The organism is Desulforhopalus vacuolatus (assembly GCF_016918505.1).
In the GTDB taxonomy this organism is placed as follows: Bacteria; Desulfobacterota; Desulfobulbia; order Desulfobulbales; family Desulfocapsaceae; genus Desulforhopalus; species Desulforhopalus vacuolatus.
The window spans coordinates 53,059-74,729 of sequence record NZ_JAFFPZ010000015.1; the positions used below are offsets into that span (position 1 = coordinate 53,059).

13 protein-coding genes are annotated in these 21,671 nt (G+C 50.7%); 9 read left to right on the top strand and 4 right to left on the bottom strand.

The window, feature by feature from the left end; translation table 11 throughout:
* Positions 1–555 precede the first annotated feature (555 nt).
* The 3 genes from JWG39_RS10515 to JWG39_RS10525 form a co-directional block, all read right to left on the bottom strand.
* On the bottom strand, positions 556–2,511 hold the full coding sequence (locus JWG39_RS10515) for an amylosucrase (protein ID WP_205219349.1): 1,956 nt from the start codon (positions 2,509–2,511) through the stop codon (positions 556–558).
* Between the two features lie 105 nt (positions 2,512–2,616).
* Entirely contained in the window at positions 2,617–3,456 is an 840-nt protein-coding gene (locus JWG39_RS10520) for an HAD-IIB family hydrolase (protein WP_205219350.1), read from the bottom strand.
* A complete protein-coding gene (locus tag JWG39_RS10525) occupies positions 3,449–4,969 on the bottom strand; it encodes an HAD family hydrolase (RefSeq protein WP_205219351.1) in 1,521 nt (506 codons plus the stop codon). Before JWG39_RS10525 ends, JWG39_RS10520 begins: the two co-directional genes overlap by 8 nt.
* A gap of 15 nt (positions 4,970–4,984) precedes the next feature.
* Between JWG39_RS10525 and JWG39_RS10530 the strand changes: the two genes are divergently transcribed.
* The 4 genes from JWG39_RS10530 to proX all read left to right on the top strand — a co-directional run bounded on the left by JWG39_RS10530 (position 4,985) and on the right by proX (position 8,537).
* Positions 4,985–5,242, top strand: a complete 258-nt coding sequence (locus JWG39_RS10530) for a transcriptional regulator, SarA/Rot family (protein WP_205219352.1) — start codon at positions 4,985–4,987, stop codon at positions 5,240–5,242.
* Between the two features lie 114 nt (positions 5,243–5,356).
* Positions 5,357–6,571 (top strand): glycine betaine/L-proline ABC transporter ATP-binding protein ProV, encoded by a 1,215-nt coding sequence (proV, locus tag JWG39_RS10535; protein ID WP_205219353.1) that lies wholly within the window; start codon positions 5,357–5,359, stop codon positions 6,569–6,571.
* 75 nt (positions 6,572–6,646) lie between these two features.
* Positions 6,647–7,474, top strand: coding sequence for an ABC transporter permease (locus tag JWG39_RS10540; RefSeq protein ID WP_205219354.1), 828 nt, complete (start codon positions 6,647–6,649; stop codon positions 7,472–7,474).
* Between the two features lie 34 nt (positions 7,475–7,508).
* Positions 7,509–8,537 (top strand): glycine betaine/L-proline ABC transporter substrate-binding protein ProX, encoded by a 1,029-nt coding sequence (gene proX, locus JWG39_RS10545; RefSeq protein ID WP_205219355.1) that lies wholly within the window; start codon positions 7,509–7,511, stop codon positions 8,535–8,537.
* Between the two features lie 424 nt (positions 8,538–8,961).
* Here proX and hcp read toward each other — a convergent pair whose 3' ends face one another.
* Positions 8,962–10,626, bottom strand: a complete 1,665-nt coding sequence (gene hcp, locus JWG39_RS10550) for a hydroxylamine reductase (protein WP_205219356.1) — start codon at positions 10,624–10,626, stop codon at positions 8,962–8,964.
* A gap of 1,101 nt (positions 10,627–11,727) precedes the next feature.
* Between hcp and JWG39_RS10555 the strand changes: the two genes are divergently transcribed.
* The 5 genes from JWG39_RS10555 to JWG39_RS10575 all read left to right on the top strand — a co-directional run bounded on the left by JWG39_RS10555 (position 11,728) and on the right by JWG39_RS10575 (position 21,430).
* A complete protein-coding gene (locus JWG39_RS10555) occupies positions 11,728–13,233 on the top strand; it encodes an efflux transporter outer membrane subunit (RefSeq protein WP_205219357.1) in 1,506 nt (501 codons plus the stop codon).
* Between the two features lie 12 nt (positions 13,234–13,245).
* Positions 13,246–14,544 carry an efflux RND transporter periplasmic adaptor subunit gene (locus JWG39_RS10560; RefSeq protein ID WP_205219358.1) on the top strand — a complete coding sequence of 433 codons (1,299 nt, stop codon included), beginning with the start codon at positions 13,246–13,248 and terminating at the stop codon, positions 14,542–14,544.
* Complete coding sequence (locus tag JWG39_RS10565) at positions 14,541–17,648, top strand: efflux RND transporter permease subunit (protein ID WP_205219359.1); 3,108 nt, start codon at positions 14,541–14,543, stop codon at positions 17,646–17,648. The genes JWG39_RS10560 and JWG39_RS10565 overlap by 4 nt, the downstream gene beginning before the upstream one ends.
* Positions 17,649–17,793: 145 nt before the next feature.
* On the top strand, positions 17,794–19,557 hold the full coding sequence (locus JWG39_RS10570) for an ABC transporter ATP-binding protein (protein WP_205219360.1): 1,764 nt from the start codon (positions 17,794–17,796) through the stop codon (positions 19,555–19,557).
* Positions 19,550–21,430 (top strand): ABC transporter ATP-binding protein, encoded by a 1,881-nt coding sequence (locus tag JWG39_RS10575; protein WP_205219361.1) that lies wholly within the window; start codon positions 19,550–19,552, stop codon positions 21,428–21,430. The genes JWG39_RS10570 and JWG39_RS10575 overlap by 8 nt, the downstream gene beginning before the upstream one ends.
* Positions 21,431–21,671: the final 241 nt, after the last annotated feature.

Consider the following 21,671-nt stretch of genomic DNA (forward strand, 5'->3'; position numbering starts at 1 on the left):
TCTGTTCTCATGCTCCTGGTAAAAACCACGGAAAACACGGAAAGCACGGAATATGAGAGCGTAAAACACTCAACCCCGACTTTCGGATGACTCCCAAAGTTGATTAATACTCCTGGTGCACTGTACGGCTTAACTTCGGATGCAAACGTTTTCGTTTAATGCGTTGTCCCTGTTCGTGAAAATTCGTGTCCATTCGTGGTTACAAACTGCAAAAGGAATCACGAATGGACACGGATAAACACGAATTATTACTCATTCGTCATCGCCAAAAAAGATGTCTACGTAGTCGCGTTCTCTGGTTAATACAAAATGTAAATGGTATAAAACGAGCATAACTTCATAGAAAAGGTCTAATCATGCGAAAAAGGGCATTTTTTATAAAAGCGTAACTTCTTAAAGTTTTTTGCCTTTATTCGCATGTTTCGAGCTGTTATTCGTTGGCAAAAAGTTTTTCGCTGTTCCGTCTTTTGCTTTTCCCCGTCTCCCGTCTCCTTTCTCCCTTTTCCCGCCCCTGCCTTTGAATCCGCCAATACAAAATGTAAATGGTCTTACAGCTCAGACCGTCTCGCACAGCCAGTAAAATTCAAAGGCGGGGATCACGAGACTGTTTTTGAAAAGATCGGGGCTTTCTCCACGATAGATATCGACCAGCGGCCGGTCCTTTGTTCCCCAACTTCCCAGGTCTTCAAGATTCAAGTGCTGTGGTTTGTTGCTGAAATTACCGACAACCAGGACCTCTTTTTGTACTTTTTGCAGCTGGTAGCGACCAAATACAAACAGGTGTGGATTCTCTACTTCAATCAATTCGCGATTGTTGAAATCGGCGAAAACACCAATTTCTTTCCGTACTGCAATCATCCGTTTCAAGGCAGTGAAAATTTCATACTCGACGGTTCCCGGGGTTTGCCTGCGCTCAGCTTTTTCCCAGTCAATGGAAGGTCGATGAACCCATCGGGTATCCCCTTTTTTATAGGGATCGTCGCGATAGGAATCGTCGTTCAGGGTGCCAATTTCATCACCATAGTAGAGCAGTGGCAGGCCGCCAAAGGACATAATCATGCTGTGGAGCAGCAGGATGAGTTTGATGGCATCCCGAATCGCGTTGTCATCTTCAATTTCCAGGGCATATTCCAATCCGACCAGGGAGGCAAGAGAACCGGAAATACGCGCATCGCCCGTTTTAGCGTTCTCACCGAAGGGCAGGCCGCGTGCGTGCGAATCATCAAACTTACCGGTGAAATAATCAATCAGAAATTTGCGATGTCTGGCTGGTTCATAGTTGCACTGGAGAATATCCCGATCATCAAAGCCCAGGCCGATATCATCGTGACAACGAATGTAATTTAACCATGTGGCACGCTCCAGTTTGACCGGCAGGTTTTTTATCCCCTGATTCAGCAGACGGGCATTTTTTGTCGCGACTGCATCCCAGAGCAGTGCCATATACGTTGCGTTATAGGCAATCTCACACTCCTTGGCGATAACCGCATCTTCGCCAAAATATTTAACCATCTCCACCGGTCCAACAATTGCCTCGGCAATAAAAACAACCCCCGGGGCAGTCACCTGGCAGCAGTCTTTCATCAGTTGTAACAGCAAATGTGCTTCACGCTCATTCTGACACGTGCTGCCAATTTTTTTCCAGAGAAAAGCCACTGCGTCCAGCCGCAGGATGTCGGCTCCCTGGTTCGCCCAGAACAGGACGACGTTGAGCATATCAATGAAAACCGCCGGATTGCTGTAGTTGAGATCCCACTGATAATCATTGAAGACGGTCATTACCCAGCGGCCCATTTCCTCATCCCAGGTAAAATTACCTGGGGCGGTTTCCGGGAAAACTTCTGGCATGCTCTGCTCGAACATGTCCGGGATATTGCGTGTCTTGAAGGTGTAGTAATACTCCTGATACTTTTTTTCGCCAGCTTTGGCTCTGGTCGCCCAGTAATGTTTGTTGGAAGTGTGGTTGACAACGACATCGAGCACCAGCAGAATGTCACGCTTTTTCATCTCTGCGCTCAGGGCCTGCACATCTTCCAGCGTGCCGACTTCCGGATTAATTTCCCGAAAATCACTCACGGCATAGCCGCCATCACTGCTTCCTTCCGGGCAGCGCAGGATTGGCATTACATGAACCAGATTGATGCCCAGTTCCTGGAAATAGTGCAGCCGTTCCTGCAGGCCCTGCAGCGTTCCGGCAAAGCCCTTGCAATACAGAGCCATCCCAACCAGTTGTTGACTGAGAAACCAGTTGTAATCTTTTTCCCGTGCCAGGTCGAGCTGGCGGAGTTTTTCTGGCCGCCTGATATATTGCTGTGCCATGGTTTCGACGAGGTGCTGGGCCTGTTGGGCAAAATCGTCGCGCTTGCCATAGAGACGCTCAAAGAGGGAGTGAATGCCGTAAAAGTTCGCTCCCAGCCGGGTGTAAAAATGGCGCAGATCCTGTTGCGAAATTTCTGGTTTAATGCGGTTGAGAATATCATTCAAAAGAGTATGGGAAATCTGTTCGTACATAAGCCGCCTTGCTGGGTGTGTTGTTTGTGGATACCTTGTGTTGTACTTCTCAAATGTTTTTGCCGTCCTTCGTGTTCCTTCGCGTTTTATCTTTTATGGGTAGCCTTATGACAATTTCAGCTGTGTTCCTGTCTGCGGGGCGAAAAAGAGAACTCCCTGCAATACCCCGGCAGCGTAGTTACCACCCAGTGAAAAGTTCTCCTGAGCAAGATAGAGGGCATGCGTACACCCGTTTTTTCGAGCCCCGCTCTGCGCCTGCTGCCTGACCTCCGGCTCGGCATTGGCCACCAGTACCGACTGGATGGGGCTGACCAGTACCGGGAGATCGTTGCCACTGTCACCGGCAAAAATAACCTCGTGGTGTTCATATCCCAGGTGGTGCTGTAAAAATTCGATGACGTGCAGCTTGGTGGCATGGCGTGGTAACACATCAAGAAGGCCGATCTGTTCCGGCTCGTCAATGCTCCAGATCAGGCTGGCATCTACGCCCAGCTGCGTCAATTGATTTTCGACTGCAGCAAAAATATGTTCTCGATTGGCACTCAGCGGCAGGTAATAGCTCAGTTTAAAGTTGTTCTGCCTGCTGCGTTCCTGCAACACCAGTTCCGGGCAAAACTGCAGCGCCTGCTGCAGTTCCTCATGCGTTTTTCCCCGCCAGTCACTGGCAATCTGTTTCTGCCAGGAGAGCATCTCGCGCCACTCCCCTCGAACCAGCCGATAGATTTTTGTGCCGACATCAGTGACAGCGTAGTCGGGTTGGGGGAGTTGCCAGCTCACAATTGCCTGTTGAACCAGCTGCCGGTGGCGGCCGGTAACATAGACCAGACACAGTTCCTCTAATGCGCACAGCTGTCGAAAGCGCTGGCGGGCGTCGGGGTGTTCCGGCTGGCGGCCATTGGGGATAACCGTGCGGTCCATATCGGTACACAACAGCACTTTATTCATCGGCGTCACTTTTCTCGATATCCTTTGGATCGCAGCAGCGACCGAAAAAATCGTAGAAATCGAGGGCTTCAAGAATTCCGGCGGCGTTCGATGTCTGGGAAAAATAGATGCGTTCAATGTCATCCAGCTGCGACAGCTCTTCACGGTGGCGATTCGCCACCACTGCGGCCAGGGTGTTGCCTCGCATCATATCCTCATCTGCTCCTGACCCGCCAGCGACAAAAACATTATGCAGCGGAATATTGAGCTGGCCGACGATGTAGCGTAAGGCCATCCCTTTGGAGGCTCGCAGTGGCAGGATATCGAGAAACTGGCCAAACGCGACCTGTACAAAAACAGCCAGTTCTTCCTGATGCAGCAGTTGCTTGAGCTCCTCAATATCCGCCAGTTTCGGGTCGATATAATAACTCACTTTATAACGGCTTTGCTCAATATTGCTCTGAATCTTTAGACCAGGGTAATCCTTCAGCAGAGCCTTTACCCTGCGCAGTCTCCATTGATAATCGATATGCCGCGTCCAGGCTGCATCTGCCGTCAGCAGGGGGGCATGGTAGATCTCCGTCCCGCTGCTGGTGATCAATACATCCGGCCGCGGAATTTTATGTTTTTTCATCACCTTTAATGCGGAATCAAGCCGCCGCCCGGTAGCGATGATAAAGTAGCTGTTTTTACGTTGCTGGCGCAACAGTTGCAGTAATTGTTCAAGCGATGTGTCATCACCGATCAAATTATGACCAAGATCACTGACAATCGCCCGATCACGATACAGGCCGGTACGCAATTTCACTGGTTGGCGTAATAACTGTTCCGAGTGTGCGGCGATCGGTTTGACAATCTTGAGATAGCGTCTGGCATGGGCATCCCAGGAATAGTGTTCTTTCACTTCAGCCAGTCCCCGCTCAGAAAAACTGTGCCACAACGCCTGATCTTCAAGGAGTTTCACCAGGGCTTCACTTATTGTATCAGGTTCAAGTGGATCAATCAAAAAGCCGTTCTCGCAGTTACTTATGATATCCTGCGGGCCGCCATCTTCGGTGGCGACAACCGGCAGACCACAGGCGGCAGCTTCAATCAGAGTCAGGCCAAACGGTTCGGTCAGCGCCGGGTTGACAAAAACACCACCAGACGCTGTCGCAATCCGGTAAATCATTGAGACCTGATCGCGTTGATGGTGTTTCGGTAGAGTGACTTTACCGTAAAGATCATAGCGGTCGACAGCGGTCAGCAGCTCGTGAAAGACCTCCTGCGCTCCCTCTTCCAGTTCATCAATATCGTCCCGGTTGCCAGCAATGATCAGTAGATTAGCCAGTTCCTGGAGTTGCGGAGATTGTCCAAATGCCTCGATCAGTGCCTGAATATTTTTTCGTTGATCCGGGCGTGACAGAGCCAGAATAATTGGTTTGTCAGGTTCTTTCAGGTGACAGGTCAATTGCTGAAAAAGAGGACTGTCCAGTTCGTTTCCCCGGGGTGGAATAAACTGGTTGAGATCTGTCCCTGGCGGGACGACACGCATTTGATCCGGTTGATAGTGATTGGTATTTTGGACAGACTGGAAGCCAAGGGATTTATTACCCGGGAGCGCAGCCGAACGGACCGCCGCCAGGTTTTTGTGGCTCTCACAGCGGAGGGTCTCAAGCTTACAGAAGAGATGCCCTGGCCTTTACAGGAAAGATTTGCACAGGGGTTGGATTCTCTGACCGCTCAGGAAAAGGAGCAATTCGATATCATGCTCAAAAAACTGGTAGAGATGATGGAAGCTCCCAAAATCCCCCTGTGGAACCTCTGACGCAATGGCACAGGACGCAATGCCCCATGATGCTTTTCAGGAGACCAGAGTGTCCCCGGATGACGCTGTTCTCTTTGAGAGCAAAAAAACGGAATGAGAAGAGGAGAGATGTAGATGGACAAAATACGTATAGAAAATCTTTATAAAATTTTTGGACCCAGTCCGGGAAAAGCCATGAAGCTGCTGGCCGAGGGTATGGACAAAAAAGCTGTACAGGAAAAAACCGGGATGACCGTAGGGGTGAACAACGCTTCTTTCTCCATCCAGGCCGGAGAAATTTTTGTCATCATGGGGCTTTCCGGTTCAGGTAAATCAACCCTGGTGCGTATGCTTAACCGCCTCATCAAACCGACCTCGGGCAAGGTTTTTGTGGATGACCAGGAAGTAACCGCCATGAGCCCCGGGGAGCTGGTATCTTTCCGGCTGGGCAACATGAGCATGGTTTTCCAATCCTTTGCTTTGATGCCACACTTAACGGTGTTGGAAAATACGGCCTTTGGCCTTGAGCTGGCCGGAACAGACAAGGCCAAACAGCGTGAACGGGCCATGGAGGCATTGGAACAGGTCGGACTGGCAGGATGGGAGGATTCGTATCCCAAAGAGCTCAGTGGAGGTATGCAGCAGCGGGTGGGCCTGGCACGGGGATTGGCTGTTGATCCGGATATTCTGCTCATGGATGAAGCCTTTTCTGCCCTTGATCCCCTTATCCGGAGGGAAATGCAGGATGAATTGCTTAATCTCCAGGAAGAGCAGCAGCGGACCATTGTCTTTATTTCTCATGACCTCGACGAGGCGCTGCGTATCGGCGATCGTATTGCCATCATGGAAGGCGGTCAGGTTGTGCAGGTGGGCACGCCCGAAGAAATTCTGCAAAATCCTGCTAATGATTATGTTCGGGCATTTTTCAGAGGTGTTGACCCGACCAGTATTTTGTCGGCCGGGGATATCGTACGTGACAGCCACCCCACCATCATACGGACAAAGTCGGGGAGCCTGAGGGCAGCCCACGAAATATTGAGCGGCAGCGAACATGATTACGCATATATTTTGAACGCCAAACGGCAGTTTCAGGGGATTGTTTCTTCCGACACCTTAAACGATGCCCTGGAAGCAGGGGCCACAACACTTGATCCGGCGCTGATCCCCAACACCCGGGCCGTGGAGGCTTCCGTGAGTATGCAGGATATTCTGCCTATTGTGGCTTCCAATACCTGGCCCGTTCCGGTGGTGGATGAAAATGGCAGGTATAAAGGAGTCGTTTCCAAAAATCGCTTCCTGCGTACTCTTCATCGTACGGAAAAAGCACGAAATGGTCATGCCGCAGAATGATCACCGTCCGGGATGAAATCAACCTGTATAAACGTTGAAAGCGGACCCGTTCCAGGGTCTCAGGAGGAACTATAGATGTTTGCAGAAAGTGTTATACCCCTCGATAGCTGGGTTTCCCAGTTTGTAGACATGCTGGTGGATAACTACCGGGGTGTTTTTCAGGCCATGAAATGGCCGGTGGAATTTTTGCTGAATGGACTCGATTCGGGGCTGAACAGTATCCATCCTTTAATTGTTATTGTCGTGTTCGCTCTTGCGGCCTGGAAATTTTCAGGTATCAAGCTGGGAATTTTTGCTGTGGTGTCCATGGTGCTGATAGGCTTGCTGGGGCTGTGGGAAGATTCCATGACCACCCTGGCCATGGTTTTGGCTTCAGTAATCGTCTGTACCCTGCTGGGCGTCCCTCTGGGGATCATTGCCGGACGCAGTGACAGATTCGAGGCTGGATTGCGCCCCGTACTGGACGCCATGCAGACGACACCGGCCTTTGTCTATCTTGTGCCTATCGTGATGCTTTTTTCCGTGGGTAACGTGGCTGGTGTTCTGGCGACGATCATTTTTGCACTCCCTCCCATTATTCGTCTGACCAGTCTGGGAATCCGGCAGGTTCATCCCGAGCTGGTGGAAGCCGCTCAGGCTTTTGGCGCGACCAACTGGCAGGTTTTGCGTAAAGTGCAGATCCCCATGGCTCTGCCAACCATTCTTGCGGGACTCAATCAGACCATCATGATGGCTTTGTCCATGGTTGTCATTGCCGCCCTGATCGGGGCTGGCGGATTGGGATCGCCCGTAGTTCTGGGGCTGAATACTCTGGATATCGGAGGCGCGGTCGTTGGTGGACTGGCTATTGTACTCATGGCTATTTTGCTTGACCGACTTACGCAGGGCATTGCCCAAAAATAATTTTTCAGGAACCATTAATTTACAGGAGATAAACATGCGTATCCGCAACTTACTGCTTTCTCTGGCGATTCTCTTTCTCGGAGTATCGTCCGCCCATGCCTTGAACATGAAACCCGGAAAGGGCGTCACTGTGCATCCGGCCCGGGCTACCTGGAACACCGGCTTTTTTCAGGAGGCTCTGGTTCGTCAGGGACTGGAGGAACTTGGATATAAGGTCAAGCGTGCCAAAGATCTGACCAACCCCTTGTTCTACAAATCCTTGTATCTCGGTGATGTAGATTATTGGACGAATGGATGGTTTCCCATTCATAATGCTCAGCTCCCGAAGAATTTTTTCGAAAAAGCCGACATGTATGGCTATGTTGCCAAAGCCGGTGGCCTGCAGGGATACCTGGTCTCCAAGAAAGAAGCCGATAAATTCGGCATCACCTCTCTTGCTGATTTTAAACGCCCCGAAGTAAAGAAGGCCTTTGACGAGAACGGTGACGGTAAGGCCGATCTGACCGCCTGCCCTCCGGGATGGGGATGTGAAAAAGTCATTGCGCATCATCTGGAAGTGTACGGGCTCGAAAACGATATTAATCCCATCAAGGCTTCTTATGAGGCGGGTATGGCTTCAACTCTGGGCAGATACAAAAGTGGTGGACCGGCCTTTTTCTATACCTGGTGTCCCAACTGGACTGTTTTTAAATTCAAACCGGGCAAGGATGTTGTCTGGATCAATGTTCCGGAAATTAATCCCACGGAAAGTCAGAAACCGGTAGTGGAGAAATTGACGGCTTCCGGTGTGGAAGGAGCGGTCAGCGATCCGGTTAAACTCGGTTTTGTCGCTGCAGATATTCGTATTGTGGCCAACAAAAAATTTATCAACGCCAATCCGGCAATCAAAAAGTTTTTTGAGGTTTTTACGCTTTCCCTGGCTGATATCAATGAGCAGAACAGTCGGATGAACGAGGGTGAAAAATCTACCAGTGATATCAAGAAGCATGTGGCCGAATGGATTTCCAAGAACCCGGACACGTGGAATAGCTGGCTTGAACAGGCTAGAAAAGCGGCTGAATAATACCTTCCGCTTTCATGCTGTGCCGAGAGATGTTGAAAAAAGGACCGATCCAGAGAGGATCGGTCCTTTTTTTTCACAAAAAAAACGGGGAGGATGTCAATATCCATGTGCAGTTTGTAACCACGAATGGACACGAATTTTCACGAACAGGGACAACGCATTAAACGAAAACGTTTGTAGCCGAAGTTAAGCCGTACAGTGTACCAGGATTATTATGAATAAAATTGGCTACCACGGAAAACACGGAAGGACACGGAAAACATCAATTACCTCAAAGCAGGCAACAGACCGAATTCAACTACAAGGGCATTCTCTTATGGTTTTTTTCAGTAATAATTCGTGTTTATTCGTGTCCATTCGTGGTTCCTTTTTGTCGTTTGTAACCACGAATGGATAAACAGGATATTCCTTAATCGGAATGGTATTACTCCCCGGTCATCATCGCCGCAATGTCTTCTTCTACCGTACCAATAGCCTTGATATTAAATTTTTCCACCAGCACCTTAGCTACATTCGGTGAAAGAAACGCAGGCAGCGTCGGTCCAAGTCGAATGCCTTTTACCCCGAGAAAGAGGAGGGCCAGGAGCACGGCTACTGCTTTTTGTTCATACCAGGCAATATCGTAGGAGATTGGTAATTCGTTAATATCTTCCAGACCAAAAACTTCCTTGAGCTTAAGGGCTATGACAGCAAGAGAATAGGAATCGTTGCATTGTCCGGCATCAAGCACACGGGGAATACCGCCAATATCACCAAGATTGAGTTTGTTATATCTGAATTTGGCGCAACCAGCGGTAAGTATCACCGTGTCCGCAGGCAAATTTTCGGCTATTTCCGTATAGTAATTCCGACCTTTCTGACGCCCGTCACACCCGCCCATGACCACAAAGCGCTTGATAGCACCGGATTTAACTGCATCAACAATCTTATCTGCCAGAGCCAGTACCTGATGATGGGCAAAGCCACCGACAAGAGTGCCGGTCTCAATTTCGATCGGAGGTTCACACGTTTTAGCTTTCTCGATGATGGCTGAAAAATCCTTGGCTCCACCTTCCGGGCGGTCACCAATGTGTACGGCATTTTCATACCCGACAACACCTGTGGTAAACATCCGGTCAAGATACGTATTTTTTTTTCTTAACGGCACCAGGCAGTTTGTCGTGAACAGTATGGGACCGTTAAAGGTCTCAAATTCTGTATTCTGATGCCACCATGAACCACCGTAGTTGCCGATGAGATGGTCATATTTTTTAAAGGCGGGATAGGAGTTGGCGGGCAGCATCTCACCGTGAGTATACACATCTACGCCTGTGCCTTCTGTCTGCCTGAGCAGTTCTTCCATGTCCTTCATGTCGTGGCCGGTAATCAGAATTCCGGGTTTTGTGCCGACGCCGAGGTTTACTTCAGTAATTTCAGGATTGCCGTAGGCCGTCGTGTTGGCCTCATCGAGCAGGGCCATGGTGTTGACTGCTGCTTCTCCTGCTTTCATAACCAGAGCAATCATTTCATCAACAGGCAAATCTTTGGTGGTTGAAGCGAGGGCTTCCATAAAGAAATCATTGATATCATCTTTGTGAAATCCCAGAATGGCTGCATGGTCAGCATACGCGGCTATGCCTTTCAGCCCTATAATCAACAATTCACGCAATGAACGAACATCCTCATTTTCGGTCGACAAAACGCCAACTTCTTTTGCTTTTTCGGCGTATACTGACGAGTCCTTTGCAGCCCAGGTTGCGGCTTCAGGCAGAACCTCATCAAAATCCTTTCCTTTCTTTTCCTTATATGCCGCCAAAAAACGGTCCCTGGCCTGATCGCGACGTTTGAGGCCGTCAGTGACCATGGAGGTGAAGCGGGCATCATCCCAATTGGCATTGGTAATAGTGGCAAAAAGACCCTGGGCAACAAAATCATCATTTACCCGATCAGGAACTCCGAGTTCTTTAAGCTTTTCGCCGTAAACAGATATTCCTTTGAGTACAAAAATCAATAAGTCCTGCAGGTTGGCGGTCTTCTCAGGCTTTCCGCAAACTCCTTGTATTGTACAACCGGTATTGTGAGCAGTTTCCTGGCATTGAAAACAAAACATAATTTTTCTCCATCCTGGGTTATCTGGCTTTCGTTATAAGGACCTCTTAAAAGTCAAAGTCCCTGTTCCATTTCGGGCAATATCAAGCACTCTTTTATTGCGCTTTTACATAAAGGTCCATTACGTGTCAGTGTACCATTCTTTTTGAAATTCCTGTAAAGATTGTTCCCGGACTGTAGAGAGCTGAACTGGTCATGTTTCAGAGAAGAGAGAACACATTATTTGTTGAGTATTTTACAGCAGATATGCCAAAAGATATAACATGCCTTAACCATTACAAATATTTTTCCCAAACACATCTTATAATGTTCTCCCGCGCGGTCATAATCGACAACCTTTTTTGTCGAGGACACGACTACACCTGTTGTCTGATAACCATCACCTTTACTCTGTTATTGATCCTTGTGATGATCCTGAGTCTCCTCCAGAGAATTAAGTAAATTTTTGGCACAATCTTGACAATTAGCTGAATAAAAATTAGCCTGCTAAAAATAGAAAACCGATGTGTTAAAAGAGACTGTAGAGGCCCGTCAGGTGTCACTGGGATGATGAGATTCAGTGGCGTAAATTTCGAATCATCAATGGCTCCTCAAGGATTCATAAAATACGATAAAACAGTTGAATATAGATTTTTTTACCCTTTTGCTGTTCCATCCGTTCTGGCTTGTTGTTCCGCGTTTCTTTGCGTCAGCGGAGTCTCCCCTGTTGATGCTTTTATCTCCATCATCATACTGAACCAGGGGGCATGCCTGGCAGGTTTCCTTCGCTATCGAGGTCTTCCTGTTGAAAATCTCCATGTCTAAAAAAACACAAAAAAAGCCAGCGAGGTTATACATTGCAAGTTTTTAAACACCCAAAGATATATTTCGCCGTACGTTTATGAAAATTGCCGGTGGTACCGCAGCGGTGTCAGCAATTACTACCATGGAATTCCCCCAGATCGGGGAGAGTGTCTCACCCTAATATCTCTAAAAGTGATGTGGATAAAATGATTGATACAGAAAATGAAACAGTTGTCCTGTCTGTCGACGCAGCAATGGCAGGATTATTTGCAGCAGCCAGAGCATCTGATGCAGGTGCCCGCGTGACAGGGGAGGCAGGATGACCATGCAAAAGAAGAACTGGTTTGATCTGGCTCCACAACGGACAGGGCGCCTGTACCCGAGAGCCATGGTGACCCTGGTGTTCATAATGCTGGCGGTCCTGATTTCAGGCTGCAGTGTGGCAAATCACGATATAAAGATGCCACTGTCCGTTCCGGACCGGTTCTCGGAATCCGGTCATTCAGCCCTGCCGGACCAATGGTGGTTGTCGTTTGAGGATTCGGTACTCAACGGGCTGATGGATCAGGCTCTGGCGAACAATTTCAGTTTAAAAACCGCATGGGATCGCCTCAGCCAGGCCCGGGCCCTGGCAAAAAGTGCCGGGGCCGATCTTTTCCCGACCCTCGATGTTGAGGCTGAAGACTCACGAAACTGGTCGTTCGACTCCGGCGAGACTACTGAAGGCCACACCTATTCCGTGGGGCTTGCCGCAAGTTACGAGGTTGACCTGTGGGGCCGCATCCAGTCCAGCCGCGATGCAGCTGCATTTGCCGCACAGGCCAGCGAACAGGATCTGCAGGCGACCGCGCTGACCCTCTCGGCGGAGGTAGCCTCTGCCTGGTATCAGCTGGTTGAGCAGTACGGGCAATTGGACATACTGAACGCGCAGATTCTGAACAATGAACAGATCCTCGAGCTGGTGACACTCCAGGTCTGCACCGGTCAGGTCGGCATTGCCGATATGCTGCAGCAGCGACAACTGGTGGAATCCAGCCAGGGGGAAAAAACAGAGGTCCTGGCTCAGGCCGGGGTTTTAGAGCACCAGCTGGCAATTCTGCTCGGACAGCCTCCCCAACAAAACGTGGCACCCCGGGTGACGACGCTGATACATCTGCCAGCCATGCCGCAATCAGGTCTGCCTGCAGAATTGATGAACCGCCGTCCGGATATCCGCAGCGCGTACTTCAGTGTTCAGGCTGCTGACAGCGATCTGGCTGCGGCCATTGCCAACCGCTTTCCCCAGTTAAGTCTTACCGCCGATGCAGAGACCTCGGGTGTGCATACCCGTGACCTGTTCAACAACTGGCTGGTAACACTGGCCTCCAACCTGGTGGCTCCCATTGTTGATGGGGGGGCGCTCCGGGCTGAGGTCGATCGGACCCGGGCTGTTGCGTCCGAGGCCCTGCATACCTGGGGGCAGACTATTCTTGATGCCCTGAAAGAGGTGGAAGATGCCCTTGTACAGGAACAGCGCCAGCGCGAATTTATTATCAGCCTCGACAAGCAGCTGGCTCTGGCCGGCCAGGTGAGCGAACGGGTGCGGGACAGATACCTTCAGGGCATGGAGGATTACCAGCGAGTGCTTGATGCACAGCTCTCCCTGCAGACGTTGCAGCGCAGCCTTTTGACCGCCAGACAAAATCTGATACAGGATCGAATTGATCTGTGTCTGGCCCTGGGTTCGGGCTGGGCGCTGGAACAGCCGGAACAGGATTTGTCCCGTACTGCAGGGGACCCTGCAGAAGAAAAAACAGTAACAACCCTGCACGTGACAGAAAAATAAAAGGTGAAACCCATGTTGTTGAAACAAAAAAATCCCAATCCCGTGAACCTGGAAATATCTGAGACTAAAATGAAAAAACGCCCTCAGCGGTCCCTGGCCTCCCTTGTGCTTCGGAGGCTGCTGCCTCTGGCAGTCATCATGGCAGGCGCAGGCACTGCTTTCTGGCTGATGGAAACCGGTCCCCAGGCAAAACCGAAAGCCCGGGTGCGCAATACGACGCTGGTGGAATACACGAGCGTGAATTACGGCCCCCGGCAGACAATGATCACCGGCATGGGCACGGTTGCGGCGGCCCGCACTGTGGAACTCAAACCACAGGTTACCGGCAGTATCACCGAACTGAGCGCTGAACTGATACCCGGGGGTCATTTCCAGCAGGGTGAGACCCTGTTGAAAATTGATCCTGCAGACTACCGTCTGACCGTGAAGCAATTAACGACAGATGTGGCTAAAGCCGAGTCGGATTTACAGCTTGAGCAGGGCAACCAGCTGATCGCCCAAAAAGAGTACACACTGTTGAATGAAACAGTGAGCGATGTAGAGAAGGCACTGATACTGCGTCGCCCCCAGCGGGAAAACCTGCGCGCCACCCTTGAATCGGCCCGGATCCGGCTCGAACAGGCCCGGGTCGACCTTGCACGCACCGAGATCAAGGCCCCGTTCAATGCGGTGGTATTGTCACGCGCTGTGGATATTGGTACCCGGGCCGACGAATCCACCGTGCTGGCTACTCTGGTGGGCACCGATGCCTGCTGGGTGACAGTGTCCATCCCCGTGGATCAGTTGCGCTGGATCAAAATTCCACAAAAGCAGGCCGACCAGGGAGCTCTGGTCCGGGTTTACGACTCGGCCGCCTGGGGTGACGGCGTTTTTCGTGAGGGTCGGGTAATTCGCCTGGAAGCAGGTCTGGAAGAACAGGGCCGGATGGCGCGACTGCTGGTCCAGGTGGAAGATCCCCTGAGCCTGAAGCCAGACAGTGCGGAGCAGCCTCAAATGCTCATCGGTGAATACGTGCGTGTGGAGATTCAGGGGCAGGGGATGACTTCGGCCGCAGCCATTGATCGTGCGTTCATCCGCAACGGCAACAGCGTATGGATTATGGACGGTGACGGAAATCTTGTAATCCGCCCTGTGGAGATTGCGTTCAAGGGAACGGATCAACTGCTCATCACCAGTGGGATAGCAGCAGGGGAAAAACTGATTACCACAGATATTGCTGCCCCCGTTGCAGGGATGTCGCTGAAAGCAGTGGACAATACCGCCAGTCGGATGGCAACAAAAGAAACGGCTGGTCAGGGAGATCGGTCATGAGCGATAACTCTGTGCCAGAGGCGCATGGTCCCATTTCCTGGATGGTTCATAACCGGGTTACCCCCAACCTGTTGATGATTTTTTTGTTACTGGGTGGACTGTTCATGACCTCCCGCATCAAGCAGGAGGTCTTTCCCGAATTTGACCTGGACATGGTAACAGTGAGTGTTGACTACTCCGGGGCAAGCCCCGAAGAGGTCGAGCAGGGAATTATCCTTGCGGTGGAAGAGGCCATCCGCGCCATCGTCGGGGTCAAAGAGCTGACCTCCATTGCTGCCGAGGGTAACGGGACGGTGACTGCCGAGCTGGAGGAAGGCGTCGACCAGCAGAAAATCTACCAGGAGATTAAGCAGGAGATTGACCGAATCACCACCTTTCCAGAAGATGCTGACGAACCTGAGGTCTCCCTTGTCACCCACCTGCGGGAGGTGATTGCCCTCAGCCTCTACGGTGACGTGTCGGAAATGGCCCTGCGCAAGACCGCTGATATTGTGCGTGACCGGTTACTGCAGGATTCCCATATTACCCAGGTCGAACTGCACGGGATTCGGAACTATGAAATCCAGGTCGAAGTGCCCGAGGATCGGTTGCGTGCCTATGGCCTCACCCTGGAGGAGATCGCCGATGCCATCGACAACGCCTCTGTCGAGATTCCCGGTGGCTCGGTGGATACGGCCAGCGGGGATATCCTGTTGCGGATAAAAGATCGCCGTGACTGGGCCGATGAGTTCGCCCGGATCCCCATTGTGACAACGGCAGCCGGGACCGTGGTGTATCTGGAAGATATTGCAACGGTGAGTGAGGGTTTTGAGGACAGCGATCAGGCCGCCGTCTGGAATGGAAGCCGCTGCATCAATATCGATATTTACCGGGTCGGAGCCCAGACCCCCATCGGAGTTGCCGGGGCTGTTCGCGCGGCTATGAGTGAAATCGAACAGGATCTGCCCGCCGGCATCTCCTGGCAGATAAGTCACGACCAGGCTGAAGTGTACCAGCAGCGTCTGGAACTGCTGTTGAAAAACGCCTTCATGGGGTTGTTGCTGGTATTGGTTGTCCTCGGGTTGTTTCTGGAATTCAGGCTGGCCTTCTGGGTCACCATGGGGATTCCCACCGCCTTTCTCGGCAGCCTGCTCTTTCTCCCGGTCATGGGGGTGTCCATCAACATGATCTCCTTATTTGCCTTTATCGTGGCCCTGGGGATTGTGGTCGATGATGCCATTGTTGCCGGTGAAAATATCTACGAGTACCAGCAGCGGGGACTGGGGTTTGCCCGGGCCGCGGTCCTCGGTGCCCGGGATGTGGCCATGCCCATCGCTTTTTCCATCTTGACCAATGTGGTGGCTTTTTTGCCACTTTCCTTTATTCCCGGGACCATGGGGAAAATCTGGAAAGTTGTTCCCCTGGTGGTCATCACTGTTTTCCTCATCTCCTGGGTTGAATCGCTGCTGATCCTGCCGGGCCATCTGGCACATCTCAAGCATCGTCCGGCAGGGGATGCTCTTTCCCGTCTGCAGCGCTGGCAGCAGGCGTTCACAAAGAGGGTTGCTCAATTCATTAACCGGGTCTACGGCCCCTTTCTGGACTTGTGCCTTCATTGGCGGGGGCTGACCGTGGCCTTCTGCCTGACGGTACTGATTATTGTGCTCAGCTACGCTCTCAGTGGCCGCATGGGCATAATTCTGATGCCCCGGGTCGAGTCAGACCATGCCGATGTCACCGCTGTCCTCCCTGTGGGAAGTCCCCTGAAAAAGGTTGAGGCAGTTCAAAAGAAACTCACCGCAGCCATGGCAGCAGTGGCTGCCGAAAACGGGGGCGATCGCCTCCTCGAGGGGATGTACTCGAGGATTGCGGAAAACAAGGTGGAAGTAAACGCCTGCCTCACTGATGCCGGAGTGCGTCCTTTAAACACCGGGGAAGTGACCCGGTTGTGGCGGGAAAAACTCGGTCCAATGGCTGGTCTGGAATCTTTGCTCTTTGAGTCGGACGGTGGAGGACCCGGTTCCGGGGCAGACTTGACTGTTGAGCTCTCCCATTCTGATATCAATGTGCTTGACCAGGCCAGTGCTGCTCTGGCCGCAAGGCTGGCCGGGTTTTCCAACGTCAAGGATATTGACGACGGCTATACAGCGGGCAAACAGCAGCTGGATTTTTCTATCAAGATTGAAGGGCAGAGCCTGGGCCTTACATCTGCCGAGGTGGCCCGTCAGGTGCGCAACGCATTCTCCGGTGCTGAGGCTCTCAGTCAGCAGCGGGGGCAAAACGAGGTGACCGTTCGTGTGCGACTGCCCGAAAATGAGCGTACCAGCGAATACAATGTAGAGCATTTGATGATCCACACCCCGGATGGAGTTTTTGTGCCGCTGGCTGAAATTGCCACGGTCAGGCGGGGCCGTGCCTATACCAGCATCAGTCGCCGGGATGCCCGGCGCACGGTGACGGTAAGTGCCAGCGTGGAACCCATGGGGGAAACCAGCCAGGTTCAGGCCGCCCTCAGCCGAACTCTCCTTCCTCAACTGGCTCAAGAGTTCCCCGGTCTTACCTGTGGCTACGAGGGGCGACAGGCTGACATGAAAGAGAGTATGCAGAGTCTGATTGGCGGGTTTGTTCTGTCCATGATGGCCATCTATTTTCTGCTGGCGATTCCCTTTCGCAGCTACAGCCAGCCTCTGATCATCATGATTGCCATTCCCTTCGGCATTGTCGGGGCAATACTTGGCCATCTGCTGATGGGATACAACTTAAGCCTGATGAGCATGATGGGAATTGTGGCCCTGGCCGGGGTAGTGGTCAACGACTCGCTGGTGTTCATTGATTACGCCAACCGGCAGCGGCAGAATGGCGCGGGGGCTGTGGAGGCGGTTCGCCTGGCTGGCCTGCGTCGTTTCCGGCCCATTATTCTGACCACTCTGACCACCTTCGGAGGCCTCGCCCCGATGATTTTTGAAAGCTCCCGGCAGGCCCGATTCATGATTCCCATGGCTCTGTCACTGGGGTTCGGCATCCTGTTCGCTACGGTAATCACCCTGATTCTGGTCCCGTGTCTGTATCTGCTCATTGAAGATTTTCATCAATGGAGGCTGGCTGATACCAGGGCAAAAGAGTAAAAAAGGATAATCCCGCAAACGGTGGGTATCACCGTTTGCGGGAACTCAGCACGGCAGTAGTTCCCCCAATGTCTTTGTAGAGACAGGGCATGCCTTGTCTGATGTCCATTTGTGTTGTGCCCTCCTGAATATTTAAACAGGAAAGATGATGTATTCACTCGTGAAATTTTCTGGTTTTATGAAGCCGTATTGGAAAGTGGCCATGCTGGGCCCCATTCTGATGGCTTTGGAAGTTGCCATGGATCTGTTCCAGCCCCGGCTTATGCAGCATATTGTTGATGTGGGCATTGTTCAACGTGACAGCTCAACCGTGTTCAACACCAGCGGGTTGATGATCTTTGTGGCTTTTCTCGGTGTTTTGGCGGGGCTGGGAGGAGGTTTTTTTGCAGTTCGTGCATCTCAGCTTTTTGGTGCTGACTTGAGAAGTGCCCTCTATAAAAAGGTGCAATCTCTCTCTTTTGGGAACCTCGACAAACTCGGGACAGGGGAGCTGGTTACCAGATTGACCAATGATGTGACCCAGGTGCAGGACGCAGTGTTTTTATGTCTCCATATACTTGTGAGAGCGCCTCTTATGGTAACAGGTTGCGTTATCATGGCAACTTTCACCAGCCCCGGACTTTCCCTGATGTTTTTGATCCTCGTACCTTCACTGATTGCTGTACTTGTGCTGGTTGTAAGGAAAACATATCTCGCATTTGGAGCCGTTCAGCAGGGGGTTGATTCTCTTAATACTGTGATGCTGGAGAACCTGGCCGGGGTGAGGGTGGTCAAGGCCTTTGTTCGCGGGAAATATGAAAAGAGTCGCTTTTATGACAGCAATACACGACTCAAAGACAATATGGTTTCGGCCCTGCGAGTGGCAGCACTGACCACGCCTGCTGCCATGTTACTGGTAAATGTCAGTATCGTTTATGTCTTATGGGCCGGTGGTTTGCGGGTAAACAATGGTTCTCTGCAGGTAGGGGAGATCATCGCTTTTACCAACTATCTGACTCAGGTGTTGTCTGGTCTCATGATGTTCAGCATGCTGGCCTCCAGGGTTTCAAGGGCAGCAGCGTCTGCAAAGCGCTTGCTTGAAGTACTGGCTTCCACCCCTGAGGTCAGATATGAAGGTGATACCCGACAGGCCGCCATCAGCAATGGTAAAGTCGTATTTGAGAATGTTTGCTTTACCTATGGCGGCCAAACCAGCAGGGCCGTTTTAAGCGGGATACGTTTTACCGCTGAACCCGGCCAGACGATCGCCATCGTGGGGGCCACCGGTGCAGGCAAGTCAAGCCTGATCAACCTCATTCCCAGATTTTATGATGTCTCTTCGGGCAGGATCGTAATCGATGGGGTGGATGTTCGTACTCTTGCCCAAAAAACTTTGCGGGAGAATATTACTGTTGCCATGCAGGAGGTAGTCCTTTTTTCAGGGACAATCAGGGAAAATATTGCCTATGGCAGGCCTGATGCAGGGAAGGATGAAATTATTCAAGCCGCAAAAGCCGCCCAGGCCCATGAATTTATTTCTACTTTTCCCGATGGTTATGAAACGGTTCTCGGGCAAAGAGGCGTAAACCTTTCCGGCGGGCAAAAGCAGCGAATATCTATAGCACGGGCCCTGATCACCAAACCCAAAATTCTTATCCTTGACGACAGCACCAGCGCAGTCGATGTCGAGACCGAATCAAAACTTCAGGAGGCACTTGCAGATGTGATGAAAGGGAGGACCTGTTTTGTAATTGCCCAGAGGATAAGTACCGTTTTAAACGCAGATAAAATTGTTGTTCTTGATGAGGGCAAAATTGCTGCCGAGGGAACCCATGAAGAACTTCTGTTATCAAGTCCTCTTTATGGTGAGATATTTGACTCTCAGTTGGGGCAGGGGCTGGGAGTAAATAAGGTGGCAGGACATGGTTGAACAAAGGACAGGAAGAAAAGAGATGACCACCCCTTTGCCCTTTACGCCCGGGCCTAAAATGGTCATGACTGAAAAGGTGGTGGCAAAAGATAAAAAGGGAACGAGTCGCCGTCTCTGGCACTATCTGAAGGCCCAAAAATTCGGACTTGTCATGGTGTTTGTGACGGTTGCTGCCACCAGCATCTTTGGATTGTTTGGCCCGTATCTCATGGGTATGGCCATTGATCAATATATTTTAGTAGGGGATCTTCCCGGTCTTGCCAGAATATCTCTTGTGATGATTGGGGTTTACCTTATTTCCGCTCTTACTTCATGGTTGCAAATATATATCATGGCCCCTGTTGCTCAGAAAACAGTTATGGCCATACGAGTAGATCTCTTTGCCAGACTTCAGACTCTGTCCCTTCGTTTTTTTGATAAACAACCCCATGGCGAACTTATGAGCCGCATCTCAAATGATGTGGATAATATCAGCAATGTGCTTAATGAAGGTGTCCTGCAGTTTATTGGCGGTATCATTATGCTGATATCTGTTATCACTGTCATGTTTTTATTAAATGTATGGCTGGCCATGGTGAGCCTTATCTCACTTCCTCTGATTGTGCTCCTGGGCAAAGTTATTTCTAAACATACCCGCACCCGCTACCGCGATCAGCAGGCCAGCCTCGGGGCTCTTAATGGTATTATTGAAGAGACAATAACAGGAGGAAAGGTCATAAAGTCCTATGGTCAGGAGGCTGCGGCAATTGATAGTTTTGAAGTGGCAAATCTTAAATTTAAGAAGGCCGCCATCAAGGCTCAAACATTTTTGGTTATCCCGGGACCTTTTATGGGGTTTTTCAATAATATAAGTTTCGCGATTATTGCAAGTGCCGGGGGGCTTTTCGTTATTCACGGGCTCGCATCAGTGGGAAATATTGCAACATTTATCAGTTATTCCCGGCAATTTGGCAGGCCAATGAGCCAACTTGCCAACCTTTACAATACGTTGCAGGGGGCAATTGCCGGTGCCGAGAGAGTTTTTGAAATAATCGATGAAATACCAGAAATCGTGGATGCAAAGGATGCAAAAGCGCTGGTTGATATCAAGGGAGATGTGGTTTTAAAAAATGTGACTTTTGGTTACGATAAAAGCCAGCCTGTATTAAAAGATGTGAGTCTCCATGCCAGACCGGGGCAAACCATTGCTCTTGTTGGGCCAACGGGTGCAGGGAAAACCACCATTATAAATCTTCTCACCAGGTTTTATGATATCGACCAGGGAGAAATTTATATAGATGGCTGCAATATCAGGGAGGTGAAGAAGGACAGTCTTCGTTCGCAACTGGGTGTTGTGTTACAGGATACCTACCTCTTTACAGGGTCGGTTATGGAAAATATTCGCTACGGTCGATTGGAAGCAGGTAATGAGGAGGTCATGGAAGCGGCAAGGCTTGCCGATGCAGATGGTTTCATAAATCGACTGCCAAAGGCCTATGAAACACAGCTTTCTGAACGGGGTGGGAATCTCAGTCAGGGACAGAGGCAGCTTCTCGCCATCGCCCGGGCAATTCTGGCTGACCCGGGAATACTCATCCTCGATGAAGCAACCTCAAGTGTTGACACGAGGACAGAGATAAATATTCAGAACGCTTTGCTGAGATTGATGCAGGGCAGGACAAGTTTTGTCATTGCCCACAGGTTGAGCACTATTCGTGAAGCAGATCAGGTCCTTGTTATCAATGACGGGAAAGTTATTGAGCGTGGAACACACCAGCAATTACTCAACAAAGATGGTTTCTACCATAATATGTATATGAGCCAGTTTAAAGGGCACGGAGAGACTCTCCTGCCTTTGAATGGGGACAAAATGCTTGAGAATGTCGAGAGCTGAAAGCCGGGGCTGATTGCGTGTCAAAGCCTGGACTCAAGTAATAAGCGAAATACGTTTGCCAGTGAATATTTCCCGTGATGTCAGCCCTTTTAATCCTCAGTAATTGCCCATGGTCAAGGGGAAACAGAGATGCTGGCAGTAAGAGGGCGCATTTCCATTTTCCCGGTCAATAAGAACTGTCCGCTAAAACTCACTAAATAAACAAAAAATCAAATAGTTATACAGCAAATCATTCCAGTAT